The 20,118-nt window shown below is 64.9% G+C and carries 20 protein-coding genes; 6 read left to right on the plus strand and 14 right to left on the minus strand.

Annotated features, from left to right (window positions below; all coding sequences use genetic code 11):
• Positions 1–50: 50 nt before the first annotated feature.
• The 3 genes from B9Y86_RS03035 to B9Y86_RS03045 all read right to left on the minus strand — a co-directional run bounded on the left by B9Y86_RS03035 (position 51) and on the right by B9Y86_RS03045 (position 3,845).
• The gene (locus tag B9Y86_RS03035; protein WP_085482789.1) at positions 51–1,013 is read right to left on the minus strand and encodes a carbohydrate ABC transporter permease; all 963 of its coding nucleotides are present in this window, start codon (positions 1,011–1,013) and stop codon (positions 51–53) included.
• Positions 1,010–2,353: a carbohydrate ABC transporter permease gene (locus tag B9Y86_RS03040; protein ID WP_085482791.1), complete on the minus strand. Its 1,344-nt coding sequence runs from the start codon at positions 2,351–2,353 to the stop codon at positions 1,010–1,012. Before B9Y86_RS03040 ends, B9Y86_RS03035 begins: the two co-directional genes overlap by 4 nt.
• A 166-nt stretch (positions 2,354–2,519) precedes the next feature.
• On the minus strand, positions 2,520–3,845 hold the full coding sequence (locus B9Y86_RS03045) for an ABC transporter substrate-binding protein (RefSeq protein ID WP_085482793.1): 1,326 nt from the start codon (positions 3,843–3,845) through the stop codon (positions 2,520–2,522).
• Between the two features lie 305 nt (positions 3,846–4,150).
• Here B9Y86_RS03045 and B9Y86_RS03050 point away from each other — a divergent pair, with 305 nt between their 5' ends.
• Positions 4,151–5,179 carry a LacI family DNA-binding transcriptional regulator gene (locus B9Y86_RS03050; RefSeq protein ID WP_085482795.1) on the plus strand — a complete coding sequence of 343 codons (1,029 nt, stop codon included), beginning with the start codon at positions 4,151–4,153 and terminating at the stop codon, positions 5,177–5,179.
• 81 nt (positions 5,180–5,260) lie between these two features.
• Here B9Y86_RS03050 and B9Y86_RS03055 read toward each other — a convergent pair whose 3' ends face one another.
• From B9Y86_RS03055 to rplJ, 3 genes are all read right to left on the minus strand, one after another.
• Entirely contained in the window at positions 5,261–5,938 is a 678-nt protein-coding gene (locus B9Y86_RS03055) for a hypothetical protein (RefSeq protein ID WP_085482797.1), read from the minus strand.
• Positions 5,939–6,059: 121 nt separating this feature from the next.
• A complete protein-coding gene (gene rplL / locus B9Y86_RS03060; protein WP_044441566.1) occupies positions 6,060–6,443 on the minus strand; it encodes a 50S ribosomal protein L7/L12 in 384 nt (127 codons plus the stop codon).
• Between the two features lie 90 nt (positions 6,444–6,533).
• Entirely contained in the window at positions 6,534–7,046 is a 513-nt protein-coding gene (rplJ, locus tag B9Y86_RS03065; protein ID WP_044441564.1) for a 50S ribosomal protein L10, read from the minus strand.
• Positions 7,047–7,370: 324 nt separating this feature from the next.
• On the opposite strand from rplJ, the gene B9Y86_RS03070 reads away from it, so the two are divergent.
• On the plus strand, positions 7,371–7,781 hold the full coding sequence (locus B9Y86_RS03070) for a DUF4190 domain-containing protein (RefSeq protein ID WP_085482799.1): 411 nt from the start codon (positions 7,371–7,373) through the stop codon (positions 7,779–7,781).
• A 25-nt stretch (positions 7,782–7,806) separates the two neighbouring features.
• Here the strand turns inward: B9Y86_RS03070 and B9Y86_RS03075 are convergent, their stop codons facing one another.
• The 3 genes from B9Y86_RS03075 to B9Y86_RS03085 form a co-directional block, all read right to left on the minus strand.
• On the minus strand, positions 7,807–8,697 hold the full coding sequence (locus B9Y86_RS03075; protein ID WP_244894605.1) for a TolB-like translocation protein: 891 nt from the start codon (positions 8,695–8,697) through the stop codon (positions 7,807–7,809).
• Between the two features lie 27 nt (positions 8,698–8,724).
• Positions 8,725–10,074, minus strand: a complete 1,350-nt coding sequence (locus B9Y86_RS03080) for a cation:dicarboxylate symporter family transporter (RefSeq protein ID WP_085483752.1) — start codon at positions 10,072–10,074, stop codon at positions 8,725–8,727.
• Positions 10,075–10,266: 192 nt separating this feature from the next.
• Entirely contained in the window at positions 10,267–11,106 is an 840-nt protein-coding gene (locus B9Y86_RS03085; RefSeq protein ID WP_085482801.1) for an NAD-dependent epimerase/dehydratase family protein, read from the minus strand.
• A 111-nt stretch (positions 11,107–11,217) separates the two neighbouring features.
• Here B9Y86_RS03085 and B9Y86_RS03090 point away from each other — a divergent pair, with 111 nt between their 5' ends.
• The gene (locus B9Y86_RS03090; RefSeq protein ID WP_085482803.1) at positions 11,218–11,832 is read left to right on the plus strand and encodes a YqaJ viral recombinase family protein; all 615 of its coding nucleotides are present in this window, start codon (positions 11,218–11,220) and stop codon (positions 11,830–11,832) included.
• Here B9Y86_RS03090 and B9Y86_RS03095 read toward each other — a convergent pair.
• Positions 11,813–12,514 carry a DUF998 domain-containing protein gene (locus B9Y86_RS03095; protein WP_244894606.1) on the minus strand — a complete coding sequence of 234 codons (702 nt, stop codon included), beginning with the start codon at positions 12,512–12,514 and terminating at the stop codon, positions 11,813–11,815. The genes B9Y86_RS03090 and B9Y86_RS03095 overlap by 20 nt on opposite strands.
• A gap of 189 nt (positions 12,515–12,703) precedes the next feature.
• Between B9Y86_RS03095 and B9Y86_RS03100 the strand changes: the two genes are divergently transcribed.
• Together B9Y86_RS03100 and B9Y86_RS03105 are read left to right on the plus strand one after the other, a co-directional pair.
• Entirely contained in the window at positions 12,704–13,726 is a 1,023-nt protein-coding gene (locus B9Y86_RS03100; protein WP_342351705.1) for an NADP-dependent oxidoreductase, read from the plus strand.
• Between the two features lie 54 nt (positions 13,727–13,780).
• Positions 13,781–15,220 carry an RNB domain-containing ribonuclease gene (locus B9Y86_RS03105; protein WP_085482807.1) on the plus strand — a complete coding sequence of 480 codons (1,440 nt, stop codon included), beginning with the start codon at positions 13,781–13,783 and terminating at the stop codon, positions 15,218–15,220.
• Here the strand turns inward: B9Y86_RS03105 and B9Y86_RS03110 are convergent.
• Entirely contained in the window at positions 15,217–15,858 is a 642-nt protein-coding gene (locus tag B9Y86_RS03110; protein ID WP_244894607.1) for a TetR/AcrR family transcriptional regulator, read from the minus strand. The genes B9Y86_RS03105 and B9Y86_RS03110 overlap by 4 nt on opposite strands.
• A gap of 75 nt (positions 15,859–15,933) precedes the next feature.
• On the opposite strand from B9Y86_RS03110, the gene B9Y86_RS03115 reads away from it, so the two are divergent.
• Positions 15,934–17,400 (plus strand): DHA2 family efflux MFS transporter permease subunit, encoded by a 1,467-nt coding sequence (locus B9Y86_RS03115; RefSeq protein ID WP_085482811.1) that lies wholly within the window; start codon positions 15,934–15,936, stop codon positions 17,398–17,400.
• Positions 17,401–17,434: 34 nt separating this feature from the next.
• Here the strand turns inward: B9Y86_RS03115 and B9Y86_RS03120 are convergent, their stop codons facing one another.
• The 3 genes from B9Y86_RS03120 to rplA form a co-directional block, all read right to left on the minus strand.
• Complete coding sequence (locus tag B9Y86_RS03120; protein ID WP_085482813.1) at positions 17,435–17,965, minus strand: GNAT family N-acetyltransferase; 531 nt, start codon at positions 17,963–17,965, stop codon at positions 17,435–17,437.
• Between the two features lie 164 nt (positions 17,966–18,129).
• Entirely contained in the window at positions 18,130–19,083 is a 954-nt protein-coding gene (locus tag B9Y86_RS03125; RefSeq protein WP_085482815.1) for a hypothetical protein, read from the minus strand.
• A 251-nt stretch (positions 19,084–19,334) separates the two neighbouring features.
• Positions 19,335–20,024 (minus strand): 50S ribosomal protein L1, encoded by a 690-nt coding sequence (gene rplA / locus B9Y86_RS03130; RefSeq protein ID WP_085482817.1) that lies wholly within the window; start codon positions 20,022–20,024, stop codon positions 19,335–19,337.
• Between the last annotated feature and the right edge of the window lie 94 nt (positions 20,025–20,118).

A 20,118-nucleotide genomic window follows, 5' to 3' on the forward strand; every position in this document is an offset into this window, starting at 1 on the left:
TCGATACGGCCGCGGCCGGCCTACTCGACCAGCGGGACCAGTGCTCGTCACTAGCCCTTCGTCGCTCCGGCGAGCAGGCCTCGTACGAAGAAGCGCTGCAGCGAGAAGAACACGACGAGCGGCACGATGATCGAGATGAACGCACCGGCCGACTGCAGGAACCACTGATTGCCCCAGGTGCCCGACAGCGAGTTGAGCGTCTGCGTCAGCGGCAGTGACGTCGACGGCGCGAAGATCGTGGCGACGAGCAGGTCGTTCCACACCCAGAGGAACTGGAAGATGGCGAACGACGCGATCGCCGGCGTGGCCAGCGGCAGCACGATACGGAAGAAGATCTGTCCGTGCCCGGCCCCGTCGACGCGCGCGGCCTCGATCACCTCACCGGGAATCTCCGAGATGAAGTTGTGCAGCATGAAGATGGCCAGCGGCAGGGCGAAGATCGCGTGGGCGATCCAGACCGTTGCGAAGCTGTGCTCGGCATCACGCAGCTCGAAACCCGGGAAGATGCCCACACCGTTGACGGTGAGGCCCTTCGAGAAGAGGCTGAGCAGCGGAACGAGCGCCATCTGAATGGGAACGATCTGCAGCGCGAAGACGCCGACGAACACGATGTTCTTGAACTTGAAATCGATCCACGCGAAGGCGTAAGCCGCGAGCGAGGCGATGACGAGCGGGAACACGGTCGCCGGGATCGTGATGCCGAGCGAGTTGATGAACGACTGGCCCAGGGTGAGAGCCGTGCCGCCCGAGTTCAGCGCCTGTGCATAGTTGTCGAGCGTGAACGACGGGTTCACGAACACGGTCCACCAACCGGTCGACTGCGTGTCTGAACCGGGACGGAACGAGGTGACGAAGAGGCCGAAGGTGGGGATGGTCCAGATGACGGCGATGATGATCGCCGCGATCGTGGCGCCTCGCGAGGTGAGGCGCTTCTGCGCCATCTTCTCGCTCTTCTGGGTCTGCCGGGCGACCTGACGCTTGGTGCGTGTGTCGACGAGAGTGTCGGCGGTCATCGGATCTCCCTCTGCTTGCGCATTTGGTTGGCGTTGTAGATGATCAGCGGCAGCACGAACAGGAACAGCACGACGGCGAGGGCCGCCGAGTGTCCGTAGCTCTGGAAGCGCTGCTGCTGGTTGACCATCTCGAAGCCGAGCACAGTCGTGTTGGCGCGGCCGCCGGTCATGACCGCGACGATGTCGTACACCTTGAGGGAGCCGATGGCGATGGTCGTCAGAACGACGATCAGCGACGACCGGATGCCGGGCACGGTCACGTTGCGGAACCGCTGCCAGGCGTTGGTTCCGTCGAGTTCGGCGGCCTCCATCTGCTCGGTCGGCACGCCCTTGATGGCCGCCGACAGAATGACCATGGCGAATCCGGTCTGGGTCCAGATGAAGACGACGAGAAGCAGCAGGGTGTTGATGAGGGGCTGCGCGTCGAGCCACGAGACGGGCTGGCCGCCGAACGCCGTGATGATGGCGTTGAGCAGACCCACCTGCTCGCCCTGGCGGTTGTCGTAGATGAACTTCCAGATGATTCCGGCACCGACGAACGAGATGGCCATCGGCATGAACACCAGCGACTTGAGGTACTTCTCACCACGCGCCTTATCGATGAACACCGCGTAGGCGAGCCCGATGATGGTCGAGAAGACGGGAGCGACGAGCACCCAGATGAGAGTGTTGACGACCGACCAGAATCCCTCGGGGTTCGTGAACACCCAGAAGTAGTTGTCGAGGCCCACGAATGTGGTCGTGGTCTTGTCGAAGAACGACTGATAGATGGTGGCGATCGTCGGGTAGATGAGACCGAGCGCGAGCAGCAGCACCGCGGGCGCCATGAAGGTGACGAGCTGGAAGAGGTAGCCCGCGCCCTGGCGAGACCGGTAGTCGGCGAAGAAGAGCAGAGCTCCGACGACCAGGGCGATGACGAGAACCCAGATCAGCGCGTTCTGGTACGGACGCAGGAGCATCAGTGCCAGCACCGGAATCACGAAACAGGCCGCGAGACGCAACCAGAAGTAGAAGGTGCCCGAGCGCGGCGCGTACTCGATGAGAACGAGGATGAGGGCGATGACAAGACCGAAGATCACGATGATGATCGGAATCTGAACCAGAGGGTTCAGGTTGCCCATCCACCGGAAGAGGCTGTTCAGTGAGAAGCCGAGAGAAACAGGCTTGGCCTCGTCGTTCGGCGGGCTCGTGATCAGCAGGACGAAGACAACGGCCAGAACGACCGCGGCTCCCGCGACGACCAGCTTGGTCGTGCGCGCCGAGGGCTGCGGCCTCGGCGCTTCATGTAGCTCCGGTGGTGGTGCTGACACCGGAGGCGTCGTCGTTCGTGTGTCGGACATGAATACCCTTTCGAGTACAACGGTGGACTCTTGGATTGGCCAACAGTAGCGCTTAACGAATGCGCTCATCGACCTTTCGATCGGGAGGGCCGAGAGTGGGGGCCGCCCCGTTGTACGAGCGGCCCCCACGGGCGCCGGGCAGATCTGCCCGACAGGTGGTTATGCGTTAGTTCTCGTAGCCGGCCTGGATGTCACTGAGCACCGTGTCGGTGTCCTTGCCATCGATCCAGCTGACCATGCCCTTCCAGAACGAACCGGCACCGACGGTCGAGGGCATCAGGTCTGAGCCATCGAAACGAACGGTCGTGTTCGAGTCCTGGAGGAGCTTCATGGCGTCCTGCAGAAGCGGGCTGGATGCCTTGGAGGGGTCGGCGTTCAGGTTGGCCGAGATGACTCCGCCGAGGCTGACGCGAGCGTCGGCGAACTCGGGGGTAGCCATGTAGGCGGTGACCTTCTTGACTGCCTCGGAGTCGGTGAACGGCGTCACGAACTCGCCGCCGACCTCGATGTTGGCCGAGCCTGCCTCGATGCCCGGGAGCACGAAGCCGTAGACGTCTCCGTCGGGAGCGACGGTCGGTGTCTTGCCTGCAGCGGTCTTGACGTCGAGGAAGTTGCTCGAGAGGAACGACGCCTGGTGGGTCAGCGGGCAGCTGCCGTCGGCGACCTTGGCCGCGACGTCACCGAATGCGGTGGAGTTGATGCTCTTGACATCGCCGTAGCCCGCGTTCACGTAGGCCGGGTTCAGCAGGATCTCTCCGACGGAGTCGAAGGCCTTCTTGATGGCGGGGTCGGTGAACTTGGTGTCTCCCGCAACCCAGCTGTCGTAGACGTCGGGGCCGGACTGGCGGAGCACGAGGTCTTCGATCCAGTCGGTTCCGGGCCAGCCCGAAGCAGCGTCAGAGGCGAAGCCGGCACACCAGGGCGCCTTGCCCGTCTTCTCCTGGATGGTCTTGGTCAGCGCGAGCGTCTCGTCCCACGTGGTGGGAACGGTGACGCCCCACTCCTTGAACTGGGCCGGCGAATACCAGACGTAGCCCTTGATGCTGGCGAGCATCGGGGCTGCGTAGAACTTGCCGTCGAACGTGCCGTACTTCTTCCAGTCGGGCGACCAGTTCTTGTCGACGTTGGCGCTCGTCTCTTCTGACGCCTCTTTGACCTCGCCGGTCTCGACCAGGGTCTTGAGCAGACCCGGCTGGGGAACGATGGCGATGTCGGGGGCGGAACCACCGGTGACCTTCGTGACGATGTTGCCCTCGAAGCTCTTGTCACCCGTGTACTCGACCTTGATGCCGGTGTCTTTGGTGAACGCGTCGAAGCTCTTGTTCAGGGCGTCGGCCTCGGTGCCGGTGATGCCACCGGAGATCTTGACGGTCTGGCCCTCGGTCGAGCCGGAGTCGGTGCCGCTGTCTTCGGCACAGCCGACAAGGGCGAGTCCGACGATGGTGGCGATGGCGATAGGTGCTGCGATACGGCGATGCAGGGAAACCCGCATTTCTCCTCCTCATTGAGTCGAGAACAGATCGTCAGGACGGCCGATCTGCCTGCCGGTTGAGTGACCGGACTAGGACGGCCCAACCGCGCGAACAGGCCGCGGGGAGGGCAGGTAGGAAAACCTTTCCATGAGTCCCATGGAAGCACAACCCCGACACCGACAGAAGAAAATTCCGTAACGATTCGATACCGAGAGCGCTCTCAGAGTTCTGCCTCTCCTGGGTGCCGGCGCTAGGGTTGGGCTCGGGAATGTGACGGGGATGTTACATTTCTGGAACCGATTGCAGACGAGGAGGTCAGCCAGGAATGTCGGGCATCGAAGACGTCGCACTCCGAGCTGGAGTGTCGAAAGCCACGGTTTCGCGCGCGCTGAGCGGCCGGGGCTATGTCTCGTCGATCACGCGGCACAAGGTCGAGAGTGCGGCCAGCGAACTCGGCTATGTGGTCTCGTCGAACGCCTCGAGTCTCGTCACGGGTCGAACGAACAACGTGGGCGTCATCATTCCCGTGATCAACCAGTGGTTCTTCGGCAGCATCATCGAGGGCGTCGAGCGCGCCCTCATCGACCGCGGCTACGACCTCATGCTCTACAACCTCACCAAAGACATCGATGCCCGCAGCAGGGTCTTCGAGTACTTTCTGGTTCGCAAGCGAGTCGACGCGATTATCGCGGTGACCCTCGAGATCTCACCAGACGAGGCGTCGTCTCTTGTTGCCCTCGGCAAGCCCATCGCAGGCATCGGCGGGCCACTCGCCGGCATCCCGACTCTCAGCATCGACGACATCGCGGCGGCGCGTCTCGCGACAGAACATCTCATCGCCCTCGGCCACACGAACATCATGCACGTGGGCGGCGACGCGGCAGAGCTCATGGACTTCAACGTGCACTCCAAACGTCTGCAGGGGTTCATGGATGCCCTCGCGGCCGCCGGCCTGCCGTTCAACGGTGAGTCCTATGTCGCGACCCACTTCGACATCCCGGGTGGATACGCCGCCGGCAAGCAGATTCTCGGCGACCCTCGGCGCCGGCCCACCGCCATCTTCGCCGCGGCCGACGAGGTGGCGATCGGCGTCATCCTCGCTGCCCGAGAACTCGGCATCTCGGTTCCCGATGATCTGTCGGTGATCGGCATCGACAACCACCCCCTCGCCGACCTTTTCGGGCTCACTTCTATCGCCCAGAACCCGGCGAAGCAGGGCGAGCAGGCCGTCGACCTGGTGATCCGGCAACTGGAGACGGCCGGCTGGACGCCCCCGAACATCCACACGACAGTGCCCGCGCAGCTCGTGATGCGCTCGAGCACGTCGGCCCCGCGCGCCGGCTCACCGCGCTGACCGTGGGCGTTCTCGCCCAACGCGGTGGCTAAACCACCGCGGAACGCGAGAACACCCGCGCTCGGCGACGAGCGAGGAGCATCAGTCGCGCTCTCCGCGGAACGCCCGGCCGCTCGACGCGAGGAACTCGTCGAACGAGGCACGGGCACGACGACGGCGGTCGCCTCGTTCATGCCCGACGACGCGCACACGGGGCTCGGGCTTCGTGGTGCGCAGACGTTCCGGGCGCCAGCGATCCGGCCACCACGTGTGGGCCAGCGAGAACGCGAAGAGCAGCCACCCGGGCACGAGCAGCCAGCCATTCGGCACTCCCCCGCCGCCGAGCATGGCCGACGCGACGACGAGGCCGACCCCGATGGCGGCGCCGACGACGGCGAGTTCGCCATTGCGGATCCACCAGAGCCTCGCTCGACGGCTGATGCGCAGCGGCAGTCCCACGACCACCACGAAGACAGTGGAGATCGCCGAGACGGCAATCGCCGCGAGCAGGCAGAGCAACAACGCCCCGACGCCACCCGAGGCATAGCCCGCGCTCAGCAGCAGGATCGCGGCCGTCACCGAGAGGATCGCTCCGGTTGCGATCAGGTGGGCGGTCAGAAGCCCGAGCTGCGCGGCGCCGCGAGCAACGGGCGGGGCCACGGCCTTCACCGTGGCGACGACACGGGCACCGGATGCGCGAAAACTCGGCCTCGCCGTACGATCTTCGGCGGGCGGGGCGTCGTGCACACGAGGGGGAACGTCATCGTAGAGCGTGGCCATGACGACTCCTTCCTGCGTTGGCCCCCAAGGGTACACACCCCACCTGGGTGCACAGAAGGCCCCCGCACCATAGTGCGAGGGCCTTCTGATTCAGTAGCGTGCTCCGAAGCCGGAGCGCAGACTACTTGAGGGTGACGGTTGCGCCAGCCTCTTCGAGCTGAGCCTTGGCCTTCTCGGCGGTCTCCTTGTTGGCGCCCTCGAGGACAGCCTTGGGAGCTCCGTCAACGAGTGCCTTCGCCTCTCCGAGACCGAGGCTCGTGAGGGCGCGCACCTCCTTGATGACCTGGATCTTCTTCTCGCCAGCCGACTCGAGGACGACGTCGAAGGAATCCTTCTCCTCGACCTCTTCGACGGCGGCGGCAGCGCCACCGGCCGCGGCGACCGCGACGGGGGCAGCAGCGGTGACCTCGAAGGTCTCCTCGAACGCCTTGACGAACTCGCTCAGCTCAATGAGCGTGAGCTCCTTGAACGCGTCGAGCAGCTCTGCAGTTGACAGCTTTGCCATGATTTTCTCCTTGTTTCCCCTTCGACAAGCTCAGGGAACGGTTTGGTGTTACCTGCGCACAACGCTCAGGGAACGGTTTGTTGAAGGGTGTTAGTTACTTGACTGCTTCTCGCGCAGCGCATCGACCGTGCGAACGGCCTTCGACAGCGGTGCGTTGAAGAGGTATGCGGCACCGAACAGCGAGGCCTTGAAGGCGCCTGCGAGCTTCGCAAGCAGCACCTCCCGGGATTCGAGGTCGGCGAGCTTCGAGACCTCTTCGGCGGTCAGGGGGTTACCGTCGAAGTAACCGCCCTTCACAACGAGAAGAGGGTTTGCCTTGGCAAAGTCGCGCAGGGACTTCGCGACGGCGACAGGGTCACCGTGAACGAATGCGATGGCGGACGGGCCGGCGAGTTCGTCGTCGAACGACGAGATGCCGGCGTTGTTGGCCGCAATCTTGGTCAGCGTGTTCTTTACCACGGCGTAGCTTGCGTGCTCACGGAGTGTGCCGCGCAGCGTCTTAAGCTGGGCGACCGTGAGACCGCGGTACTCGGTCAGCAGAACGGCGGTCGAGCTCTGGAAAAGTTCCGTGAGTTCGGCAACCGAGGCTTCCTTGTTCGCCATGGCGCTCCTTGTGGTTTCAATGCCGGTAGCCCCGGGCTCACCCCACAAAAAAAGCTCCGGCGCAGGAGGCCGGAGCGAATGCACACGAGTGTGCCTTTACTGACGTATTCCTGCGCAGGTCTTCACGGACGTGAACCTTCGATCACAGCGTCTGCGTTCGAACAAGTCGAATGCGGGCACGGCGATAACCGGCGGTCTTTGGCTTCGTTCACCATACGTCATGCGCGGGAGCCATGCAAGTGCGCTGGAGGATCATGCCCTGGTACTACCGGAACACATCCCCGGTCCGATGCCCGAATCGCGCACGCTTCGTAGCGTTGAAGCATGACAACTTCGACACTCACCCCAGACACCCAGAACGTTCCCGACACCGATGCTGGCGCGAACGAGAACATCACGACACAGCTGCCGATCACCCCGCAGCCGAACCAGGTGCCCCCGGCCCAGGCCGCCGTGCCCGCATCCCCTCACTACAACTACCCGCCCGTTCGTCCCACGAACGTACTGGGCATCGTCACCCTGGTACTCGGAGTGCTCGGGTTCGCGATCGTTCCCGTGATCACCGGCCACATCGCCCTGGCGCAGATCAAGCGCACGGGCGACGACGGGCGGGGCATCACGATCGCGGGGCTCGTTCTCGGCTACATCGGCCTCGCGGGCTACGTTCTCGCGGCGCTGTTCTTCTTCGGCGCACTGTTCCTCGGCTTCCTCGGAGCCGTGAGCTCCTACCGATGATCGACGGTCACGGCCGCGCGGCCGCCTACGTCGTCGGATATGCGACGTAGGCGACGCGGCGGCCATCCGGAGACCAACCCGGCACGTTCGTCGTGCCCTGCCCACCCACAAATGAATCGATCACCCTCTCGTCGCCCGACGTGAGGTCGATCAGCCTCAGTTCGACGTCGAGATTCGGCGGATGGCCCGTCGTTCCCGCGGGATAGCTGAGGTAGAGCACGTGCCGGCCGTCGGGCGATGGATGCGGAAACCAGTTGACCCGGTCGTCGTGCGTCACACGCTGCAGCCCGCTGCCGTCGATGCCCATGCGGAACAGCTGAGCATGGCCCGGGTACCGGCCCTCGCGCTCCGAGTTGAACCAGATGGTCTCGCCGTCGGCCGAGAAGTCGCATCCGTCGTCGGCGAAGGCGTCGTCGGTGAGCTGCGTGTGCGGCCCACCTGTCGCGGGCAGTGTGTAGACGTTGGTCACCCAGGCGCCGGATGCGTCGAGGCCGCCCCCGATGACAGCCAGCGTCTGGCCGTCGGGCGAGACGCCGTGCAAGTAGTACTTGAAGCGCAGCGCCGGATCGCTGTCTGGCGTCAGTCGTATCGCTTCACCGCCACCCCACGGCAGGCGATACAGATGTCCATCTCGCGCGGTGACCACGATGCTCGCACCATCGGGTGAGATGACGTGGTCGTTGTTCAGCACCAGCGCATCCGGCACCTCGATCGGCTCCACCAGCGATGCTCCGTCTGCGCGCAGCCGCACGAGACCGCCCTCGAGGTTGAGCACGAGCCACTCGCCGCCCGGACGCCAGTTCGGCGCCTCGACGAATCGCGACGACGAGCTGAACACGACCGTCGCTTCGCCCGCATCGAGGTCGTAGACGCGAACCTCGGCACGCTGGTCTGCCTGCAGAGTCAGAAAAGTCATGCCATCATTCTCGCCGCAGCGGTGCGATCAGACCCTCTCTTCAGGCAGGGCATCGGCCAGGGCATCCGCCACCGGGTCGCTCTCCTGCCCGGCGAAGGCGCGAAGCATCATGTCGCGGTCGAACTGCCCTTCCCATTTGGCCACGACGAACGTGGCGACGCAGTTGCCCAGCAGATTGACGACGACGCGCATGGAATCCATGATCCGGTCGGCGCCGAGGAGCAGCGCCACCCCGGCGACCGGGAAGATTCCGAGCGCGGCGGCGGTGGCCGACAGCGCCAAGAACGACGAGCCGGGAACGCCGGCCATTCCTTTCGACGTCAACAGGAGCACACCGAGGGCCGTGAGCTGCTGGCCCAGATCGAGCTCCACGCCGAATGCCTGCGACAGAAAGAGCAGCGAGATCGAGAGGTAGATCGCCGCGCCATCGAGGTTGAATGAATAGCCGGTCGGAACGACAAGGCCGGACACAGCGCGCGAGCAGCCGGCAGCGGTCAGCTTGGTGATGATGCGAGGCAGCACGGATTCGGTCGACGCCGTTCCCAGTGCCAGACCGAATTCGGCCCGTGTGTACTTGACGAAACTCCAGAGGGGCACCTTGGGAATGAACCAGGCGATCAGGGCGAGAACGCCGATGAAGAGAATCGCGGCGCCGTAGCAGGCTGCGATCAGCTTCGCGTAGGTTCCGAGCGTGGCGATGCCGTACTGGCCGATCACGAAGGCCATGGCACCGAAGGCTCCGATCGGTGCCACACGCATGATCCAGCCCATGATCTTGAAGGTGATGGCGAGGCACGAGTCCATCACGTTCAGCACCGGCGCCAGCTTGTCCTTGCCGATGACGACGACGGCCGCCCCGACGAAGACAGAGAAGAAGAGCACCTGGAGGAGGGCATTCTGCGCGAACGCGTCGATCACGCTCGTGGGGATCACGCTGAGGATGAAGGTGGCCGCGTCCGTAGGCTCGGCCCCTCCTGTCTTTGCCTGGACGTCCGCCTCGGAAAGAGACGAAGGATCGATGTTGAGGCCTTGGCCCGGTCCGACGATGTTGCCGACGATCATGCCGAAGATGAGCGCGAACGTCGATGCGGCCAGAAAGTAGGTGAGAGCCTTGACGCCGACGCGACCGACGGACTTCACATCGCCCATGTGCGCGATTCCCGTGACGATCACGAGAAAGACCAACGGCGAGATGATCATCTTGATCAGCCGGATGAAGCCGTCACCGAGAGGTTTGAGCTGGGATCCGAGATCGGGAAACAGCACCCCGACCGTGATTCCGAGAACGATAGCCACGATCAGCTGAAAGAACAGCGCGGTGTAGAACGGTCGTCTCACACGTAGGTGGATCGCGCTGGTCGACGTGTCCTCGAACATGCCGTCGGGCGTACTGGCCATGAGTGTCTCTCATTCGCTGATGAGTGGAAGAGGGCATACCTCCACTGTCGATATGGACAGACCAATTAAGAGACATCATTGTTACCGCTCTTCGCGGCATGTATTTCGGCGAAGTAAAACGCCCGGCGTCTTTTGGTGCGCCGTGGGCGGCGGCTTACGCCGACGGCGGCGTCAGTCGCGCCAGCTGTGCTGCGGGTCGTAGCCGAGCAGGCGACGGGCCTTGTCGATCGAGAGCAACGTGTTCGTGTTGTCGAGGTCACCGCGGGTCTCGACTCCGGGGAACACCTCGGCGACCAGCTCGGAGTTCGGGCGGCTCATCACCGTGTCGGGCGACGCGATGATGAAGCGGTCGAAGCCCGTGTGCTGCCACTCGAGCGCCTTTAGAACGGCTTGCGCTCCGTCGCGGGCATCGATGTAGCCCCAGAGGTTCCACTTGCGCAGCCGAGCATCGGCGTCGAAAGAAGGGAACTCCGCGTAGTCGGACTCGTGCATCACATTCGAGAAGCGCAAGGCCACGATCTTCAACTCGGGGTTCCACCGCGTGAGCTCGATCGCCATCGTCTCTTCGAGATGCTTCACGAGCGAGTAGGTGCTCTCTGGGCGCGCCGCATAATCCTCGTCGACAGGAATGTAGGGCGGCGGCACGTCGAACGGCAGCCCGAGAACCGTCTCGCTCGAGGCGTAGACGATGTTCGTGATTCCCGCCCGCTCTGCCGCCTTGAACACGTGGTAGGTGCCGAGCATGTTGTTCTCGAAAGTCACCACGTCGCTGCGCATGCCAGGTGCGGGGATCGCGGCGAGGTGCACGATGGCGTCGAAGCCGTCGGGTCCGTCGTCGACGCTGTGGAAAGCATCCACCACGTCGCCGTAGTTGGTCAGGTCGAGGCGAACGAAGCCGTTGCCCCGTTCACCGACAACGTCGAAGTTGGTCACGGTGTGGCCCTGCTCGCGCAGGTAGGGCAGCACCACGCTGCCGAGCTTTCCAGAACCGCCGGTCAGTGCAATACGCATTCAAAACTCCCGTGTTGTGAGGCGAGCGCTCGGCGTGGATGATCAAAGCGAGCGCGTCACCCCAGTCTGTCACCGGTCGTGAGCGAGAATAGGCAGGTGACTCTCCAGCCGATGCTCCCGTTCCCCTGGGAAGAGGAGCAGAAGCCGGCTCGCCCCGCCCATCTCGACCGCCTTGTCGCAGACGGCACGAATCGAGTCGAGTGGCTGCGCGCGCGCAGTCGCGGCGTGACCGCCACCGATGTGGCCCGCCTCACCGGACCGCAGAACCTCGAGTCGGTGGCCTACGACAAGATCAACGGCACCGGCTTCGGCGGCAACATCTTCACCGATCACGGCAAAGACCGCGAGCCGCACATCGCACGCTATGTGCGGGCCATGTTCGGGGTTCTCCCCAGCTCATCGCTGTTTCACGCCGAGGGCGAGAAGCGCCATCTGGCGACTCCCGACGGCGTGGCCGTCACCAAGAACGGAACGCTCGAGCTGGCTGAGATCAAGACCACGAACAAAGCGTGGCGCTCGATTCCCCGGCACTATCTGCGCCAGGTGTGGTGGCAGCAGTACGTGCTCGGTGCGGAGCGCACCATCGTGGTGTGGGAGCAGCACGACAATTTCATGCCCGTCGACCCCGAGCCGCAGAGCCGTTGGGTCGATCGCGACGAGAACGAGATCGCGCGTCTCGTGAACCTTGCCGACAAGCTGCTCGCGCTCATGCAACCCGGTCGCTGACCGGGCTCGCGCATCCGGTCGCCACCGATGCCCGGCTCGGCACCGCGGCGAGCAGCGCGACCGCGAGAATCGCCAGCCACAGCAGGGCGACGGTGGTCGCGGCGAACTCGAGCAGGCCGCCCAGGTGCTGCATGAATCGGGCGAGAGACAGGATGCCGCCAGCCCCGGAGACCACGGCCACCACGACGGCCGACACCATCGAGTAGCGGGCGAGCCTCGGGTGGTCGCGCGCCGTCGCCACTTGGAGCATCGCGATGCACGCGGCGGCGAAGCCGATCACGGCGATGACGGTGTGCGTGAAGTCCTGCCAGGTGAACGAGTCGCCGACGGGCAGGGGGCAGCCGCTGGTGCAGGTGATCTGCGACGCGAGCGCGAACGCAGAACCCGCGATGAGCAGAGAGACAGAGGGCGTGACGAGGGCGAGGATGCGCATCCGCGAGCGCAGGGTCGTCGCTTCGGCGGCCACGATGAGTGCGGCGACCGCAACGAGAAGGAGCGCCCAGCGGAACGCCCAGGCGGTCGGCTCGCCGTCTGCACCCAGCTCGCTCACGTAGATGAAGCGGTTCGCAGCGATGCGGGCACCCCACAGCAGCGCAAGACCGACGAGCACAGCCACGGCGGCGACAACGAGCAGCGGTCGGGCCACCCGGGGCGACGCAGCACGAGAGAGGCGGAAAGTCACGATCTACGAATGGTAACGGCGGCGAAGTTTGTTTGCCTCCAAGGAACACCGCCGTAACACCGGTGAATCATTCGACCGATTGACTGGAGCGTGCGGGGAGCCCGAACGACCCACACACTCGACAAGCCGCATATTCCTTGTCGAGAATCCCTCACGGGACGCCCAGAACCCGCCGATGAAAGGCCAGCGATGACGCCGCACGAGACCAATTCGATCACCCCGCACGTCGTCAGCGCTCCCCCTTCTTCGCCACCGGCTCTGATGAAAGCGGTCGTCTTCGACGCACCGGGAGATCCATCGGTTCTGCGGCTCACAGATGTGGCCACGCCCGCGAGGGTCGGCTCGGAGGTTCTCGTGAAGGTCTCTGCGGCGGGCATCAACCCAATCGATGCTAAGACCCGTTCCGGCGCCGGAGTGTCTGTCGCCATCCCGTTCTATCCGACCGTCATCGGTCGCGACTTCTGCGGAATCGTGGTCGAGAGCCCCTACGACGGCCACCCGCTCAAACCGGGCGACGAGGTCTACGGCGTCAGTGCAGCGCCTCGCACCTTCGGCTCCTATGCGCAGTACGTCGCCGTTCCGAGTCTGCAGGTTGCGCGCAAGCCCCGTCGGCTCACTCCCATCGAGGCTGCCGCCGTGCCGACCGCGGCGCTCACGGCGTGGGGGCTCGTCGTAGACCTGGCGAAGGCTCACGAGGGGCAGCGCATGCTCATCCACTCGGGAGCCGGCGGGGTGGGCCATCTGGCCGTGCAGCTGGCCGTGTACTTCGGCGCACGCGTGATCGCGACGACCTCGGGCAACAACGCGAGCTGGTTGCGGTCGCTCGGCGCAGAGGAGGTCATCGACTACACGACGACGCGCTTCGAAGAGCGGGTGTCGGATGTCGACGTGGTGATCGATCTCGTCGGCAACGTTCACGACAACACCGGAACACGCTCGCTCTCTGTGCTTCGCCACGGAGGACTCATCATCTCGGTTCCCACCGGGGGCTGGCCCGGATTCGCTGACGAAGCCGAGAAGGCCGGGGTTCGATGGAGCGGTTTTTCCGTGTCTCCCGACGCGGCCTGCCTCGCGATCATCTCGAGACTCATCGACTCCGGCGATCTGCATGTGCACGTCTCCGAGATCTATCCGCTCGACGAGGCGTCCGAGGCGCACGCGCACCTCGAGCGCGGACACACCCGAGGAAAGATCGTGCTCGAGGTTCCGTAGCGGCGGCCCACCCTCCTGCACCGCATGTCATGAGCTCCGCGTACGCTGGGGCGCGTGACTCGATCTTCACTCAGGCTGACGACATCCACCGATGACCGTCTCGCCGCGGCGATCGCGGCAATCCGCGCCGACCTCGACGTACCCACCGCCTTTGCTTCGGCCGTCGAGCTCGAGGCGCAGCGCGTGGTGGCGTCGAACGCTCTGCCGATCTCCGATCTCACCGATGTTCCGTTCATCACGATCGATCCCGAAGGGTCGACCGACCTCGACCAGGCCGTGCAGATCGAGCGGCTGGGCGAGGGCTACCTCCTGCGCTACGCCATTGCAGACGTGCCCGCGTTCGTCGAGCCGCTCGGCGAGATCGATGCCGAGGCGAGGCGTCGCGGGCAGACCTTCTATGCGCCCGATGGCCGCATTCCTCTGCACCCCACGATCATCAGCGAGAACGCCGCATCACTGCTGCCAGCTGAGGTGCGGGGCGCTTTCGTGTGGCGGTTTTCGCTCGGGGCCGACGGCGCTGTGCGCTCGACCGAATTGTCGCGTGCGCGCATCCGGAGCGTTCGCCAACTCTCATACGTCGAGGCCCAGCGCGAGATCGACTCGCGCGAGGGACCCGATGCCGCGGCGGCAGACGTGACGCTGATGCTGCTCGCCGAAGTCGGGCCGGCTCGACGCGCTCTCGAGAGGCTTCGCGGCGGCGCGAACCTCTCGCGACCCGAGCAGATCGTCTCCTCGAGCGGCGGGCACTACACGCTCGAGCGCCGTTCGTCGCTGCCCGTCGAAGAGTGGAACGCGCAGATCTCACTCCTCACCGGAATGGAGGCCGCGCGCATCATGATCGCCGGTCGGGTCGGCATTCTGAGAACCATGCCGGCTCCCGATGCCGAGACAGTCCAGCGATTCAGGCTGCGCACCGAGGCGCTCGGCCACCCGTGGCCCGAGTCCATGCCCTATGGGGAATATCTCGCCTCACTCGACCCGAACAACCCCCTTCAGCTCGCGATCACGCACGCCGCCGGCTCGCTTTTCCGGGGCGCTGGCTACACGGCGTTCGACGGCGACGTGCCCGAGCAGGTCAGCCAGGCGGCCGTCGCCGCACCCTACGCACACACGACCGCTCCATTGCGGCGGTTGGTCGATCGCTTCACACTCGTCATCTGCGAGGCGTTGTGCGCGGGTGAGGCGCCGCCGCAGTGGGCCCGCGATGCCCTGGCCTCACTGCCCAAGATCATGGCGGCATCCGATTCGCGCGCCTCACAACTCGACAACCGGTCGATCGCAGCGGTCGAGGCGGCGCTGCTCTCCGACCGCATCGGGCAACTCTTCGAGGCAGCGGTCATCTCGGCGAAAGAGAATCGCGGCATCGTTCAGATCATCGACCCTGCCGTCGACGCGGAATGCACGGGCAGCCTGACTGCCGGCGAACGAGTGCGGGTAAGGCTGGTCGAAGCAGACATAGAGTCGGGCCGAGTTCTCTTCGAACTCGTCGACTAGACCGGCCGCGTCGACTGCTCGCTCGCGACACACAATACGGCGTCGAGCTTTGCTCCGAACGAGAGGGTCATCAGCTCGGTGGCTGCTTCGTCACCCTCGAAATTGTCGGGCATGCCGATCGCGAGAAGGGTGTTGATCAACATGCCGTCGGCGAGAAAGCCTCGAACATCATCGGCAGGAATCCCCGCCTCGTCGCGCAGCAGTCGGTAGATCTCGAGGAATCCGGCTCGCGCGCGGCGCCCGATCACATCGTCGTGGCCCTGGATGAAGCCCTGCATCAGCGACATCAGGATTCCCCGGTCTTCGATCAGATCGACGTAGGCCTGGCCCAGCCGCGCGCCGAGTTCGTTGCTCGCGATCTCTCCCGAGTCGCGCAGGCGAATGATCTCGCGAAAGGCGACGATGAGCTTGCCGAGGGCGCGCTCCATGACCTCGACGAACAGTTTCTCTTTCGTGCCGAACATGCGCACGACGTAGGGCTGGCTGATACCAGCAGCCTGCGCGATCTGCTCGGTCGTCGTGCCCGAGTATCCCCTGCGCCCGAAGACCGCGCTGGCGTGCCCGAGAATCAGCTCGCGCCGCTCGGCAGCAGGCATTCGCTCGCGAATGGGAGGGTCGGACGGAGTGTCATTGGTCACACTTGACATGGTATCAGCTGATAACTTACTCTCTAGTAATTGATCGATTACTAGTTTAGTTTGTGTGGAGATGTCATGTCAGTTGCCCGTCGAATCCCCGTCTGGCTCGCGCTCATCGCCGCCTCGGTTCCTGTCTTCATGGCCACCCTCGACAACCTCGTCGTGACCAGCGCCCTCCCCGTGATCCACCAAGATCTGGGCGCCGGCGTCACCGAGTTGCAGTGGATCACCAACGCCTACACGCTGACCTTCGCTGCCCTGATGCTTCTCTTCGTGAGCCTGGGCGACCGCTTCGGAAGGCGGCACTTCTTCGTCGGCGGCATCGTGCTCTTCACCCTGTCGAGTGCGGCAGCCGCGCTCAGCACAGAACCATGGATGCTCGTACTCGCCCGGGCCGTGCAGGGTGCCGGTTCCGCGGCCATCATGCCGTTGTCTCTCACCCTGCTCGTCGGCTCAGTCTCCACTCGAATGCGGCCCCTCGCAATCGGCATCTGGGGCGGCATCTCCGGTCTCGGCGTCGCTCTCGGTCCGCTCATCGGTGGCGCCGTGGTCGAGGGGTGGAGCTGGCAGGCCATCTTCTGGCTCAATGTGCCGCTGGGCATCCTCTCCGTTCCGCTTGTCATCGCCGCGCTGCCGAACTCCTTCGGCGCCCGCGTGCGCGCCGACATCTGGGGCGTGATCCTGGCCGGTGTCGGGATCCTCGGCATCGTCTACGGCATCGTGCGCGGCAACGACGCCGGCTGGGCGAGCGCAGAAGTACTCGTCGCGCTTGTCGGCGGCGCCGTGCTGATGGGCCTCTTCCTCGTGCGGGAGTCCCGCGTGTCTGCCCCTCTCCTTCCGCTCCGCCTGTTTCGCGACCGCAGCTTCTCGATCGCGAACGCCGTGGGCCTCATCTTCAGCTTCGGAGCGTTCGGGGCGGTGTTCATCCTCATCCAGTTCCTGCAGATCGTGCAGAACTACTCGCCTCTCGAAGCGGGGGTGCTCACCATGCCCTGGACCATGGCACCCATGGTCGTGGCGCCGCTCGCCGGGCTGATCGCGCCCCGGGTCGGCACGCGCATCCTGATCGTCGCCGGTCTCGCGTCGCTCGCCATCGGCATCGGCTGGCTGGCCGCCACCATGGCTCCGGATGCGACGTACCCGGCCATGCTGCCCGGCTTCATTTTCGCGGGGCTCGGCATGGGTCTCGTCTTCGCCCCGAGTTCCACGGCAGTGCTGGTGAACATGGCCCCGGCCGACCACGCCAAGGCTTCGGGCACCAACTCCACGCTGCGCGAGATCGGCGTCGCTCTGGGCATCGCCGTGCTCACGGCCGTCTTCACCGGTGCCGGCGGCGAACTCACACCGACCGGCTACGTGGATGCCGCGGTTCCGGCCGTCTTCGTCGGTGCAGCAGCGCTGGCCCTCGCCGCGCTGATCGCACTCTTCCTGCCCGCCGGGCGCAGCACAGATGTCCGCGGCGATACACCCGCTGTCCGAGAGCCCACGCCCACCCGCTTGTCACGAATCGACCTGACCGCCGCTGGGAAGGTCGATTCGTGACACACGGGCGTTCCCGGAGTGTGCCGAAGGGCAGCTACAGAACGCGCTCCCGCACGAAGTCGTCTTCATACGTCTCTCCCACGAGAAAGCGCTTCGTGCCCACCTTGGCGAAGCCGTTCTTCTCGTAGAAGCGATTCGCCCGAGCATTCTCCTCGTTCACCCCAAGCCACATGGCAGCGGCCCCGCGCCGCTGCGACGCGGCGATCGTCTCGGTCATGAGTGCGGGTGCGATGCCCTGCCCGTGGTGCCCGGCGAGCACGTAGAACTTGCTGAGCTCGATCGACGGCGTCACCGTCAGCGCCGCCGTCACGTCGGGGTCTGACGGTTCTGCGAACACGATCATCGTGTAGCCGACCGCCTCACCCTCGATCTCGGCGAGCAGGATGTCGCGGGCCGGGTCGGCGAGGTAGCCGTCGAAACTCGTCTGGCTGAGATGGGTCGCGATGAACGCGGCCTTGGCCTCGTCGGTGGTGTGCGGCGGACACGCGAGGGGAAAGGTAGAAGCCGCCAACGCCGCGAGAGCACCACTGTCAGAAACGACCGCACGCCGCACAGAAAGAACCATCCCGTCAGAATACCGTCGCCCGCCCCAAGCCGCCTTCGCCGGCGTGACCCCGCTCCCATGCCCACGAGAGTCCCGAGTTGCCACTTCCGTGCACTCGAGAGTTGCGAGTTGCCACTTCCGTTGACCTCAACTGTCATGTGGCACGCACCACCCCTACCGAAGCGTCAACTCGGTCGGTAGCACAGCCGTCCGGTCCAGCCCTGTCGGTCGAGTTCACCCTGCACCTCGTCGAGGAATTCGTACACTCCGGGTGGCTCCAGATCGTCGGCGACCACGCGAAGGCCGACCATCTCGACGCCCGCGAGCTGCCGGAACCGCCGCACATCGCGCATCCACTGTCTGCGTTGGGTTCGGTGATGGTCGCCTTCGTAGTCGAGTGTGATTCTGAAGCCGCGAATGCGCAGGTCGGGTTGCACGATCACTCGACCCCACTGATCGAGGAAGGGTTCGTTCACGATGAGTTCCGGGCATCCTGCTCGGAGCAGCAGAAGACGCAATTGTGTCTCCTTAGGTGAGTCCACTCGCTCCCGAATCCCCTCGAGTGCGCGCGATATGCGGCGGGCACCTCGGCGATCTATCGAACGTTCCGCTGCCGTTCGCAGCTCATCGAGAGTGGCGAGCGGCCGATATCCTCGACGGGTCTCCCTCGGCCTCACCAGATAGTCGCCCACGATGACGGCTTCGTCGAGAGTGAAGGAAGTACCCGCGAGTTCCAACCATGCGCGGCACGCGGTGCTGTGCGCGAACCCGGCCGATCGCATCCATTCGTCGCCCAACACGGTGCGGCGGTGACCGACGACCTGACGACGCCGGGGCGCACGATACGGCGCGGGCACCGTGACGTGGATGCTGCGCGCATCTCCCCGACGAACGGGAAAGTCGAAGAGACGCGCGGCTGACTCGTGGCTGATGAACGAGCCAGGCGGGAGTACCGCCATCAGCGCTCGGCAACGCTGCACGAAAGTCGGCTGCCGATCGGAGACGATGTTGACGCCTCGAAACGGATGAGCGATATCGCGCGCACGCAATCTCGACGGGCCGACGCCGCTAGACAACGCCTCTCGAGTTGTGAAGATCTTCGATTCGAGCGCATCGGGAAGGGGCGATGGAGTGGACATATCCCGACCGTGGCACGTTTCGCGGGAGCGTCCGCCGAGCGGACGAGCACCTGTGCAGAGCAGTGCATTGGAGGCGGTTGTGCCGGAGTGCTGCGAGTTGCCAGTTGCGTTGACGCCAACTGTCACCTCGACCGCCAGAACCCACCCGAACTGCCATCTCGACGCAGCGAGCCTCGCTGCGCGGCGGGCGCAGCACGCAGAAAGGGCCGCCCTCGCGATGCGAGAGCGGCCCTTTCTGAGGGAAGCTGAGCCTAGATGGCGTTGACGTCGAGCGGGATGCCCGGGCCGAACGTCGTGGAGACCGTGCCCTTGTTGATGTAGCGGCCCTTGGAGGAGGACGGCTTCAAACGGACGACCTCTTCGAGGGCGGCCTTGACGTTCTCGGTGAGCTGCTCCTCGGTGAAGGATGCCTTGCCGGCGACGAAGTGCACGTTGGAGTGCTTGTCGACGCGGAACTCGATCTTTCCACCCTTGATCTCGTTGACGGCCTTGGCGACGTCGGGCGTCACCGTTCCGGTCTTCGGGTTGGGCATGAGGCCACGGGGGCCGAGCACCTTACCGAGGCGTCCGACCTTACCCATGAGCTCGGGGGTCGAGACGGCCGAGTCGAAGTTCGTGTAGCCAGCGGCCACCTTCTCGATGAGCTCGTCGCCACCGACCTCGTCGGCGCCGGCCGCGATGGCGGCTTCGGCGGCGGGACCGGTTGCGAAGACGATGACGCGGGCGGTCTTACCGGTGCCGTGAGGAAGAATCACGGTGCCGCGGACCATCTGGTCTGCCTTGCGGGGGTCGACGCCGAGCTTGAGAGCGACCTCGACGGTGCTGTCGAACTTGGCGGAGCCGGTCTCGCGGGCGAGAGCCATTGCTTCGGTGGGCGTGTAGACCTTGCCCTCTTCGATCTTTGCTGCCGCGGCCTTGTAGGCCTTGGAGTTCTTTGCCATAACTGATTCTCCTGAATCTTGGAGTGTGGTTTACGTGAGCCTGGCTGGCTCTCCCACGTCGTGCTGAGTGGTGCTGATCGTGCGGCGTTCCCCG

It is taken from the genome of Agreia pratensis, assembly GCF_900177685.1.
Lineage (GTDB): Bacteria > Actinomycetota > Actinomycetes > Actinomycetales > Microbacteriaceae > Agreia > Agreia pratensis.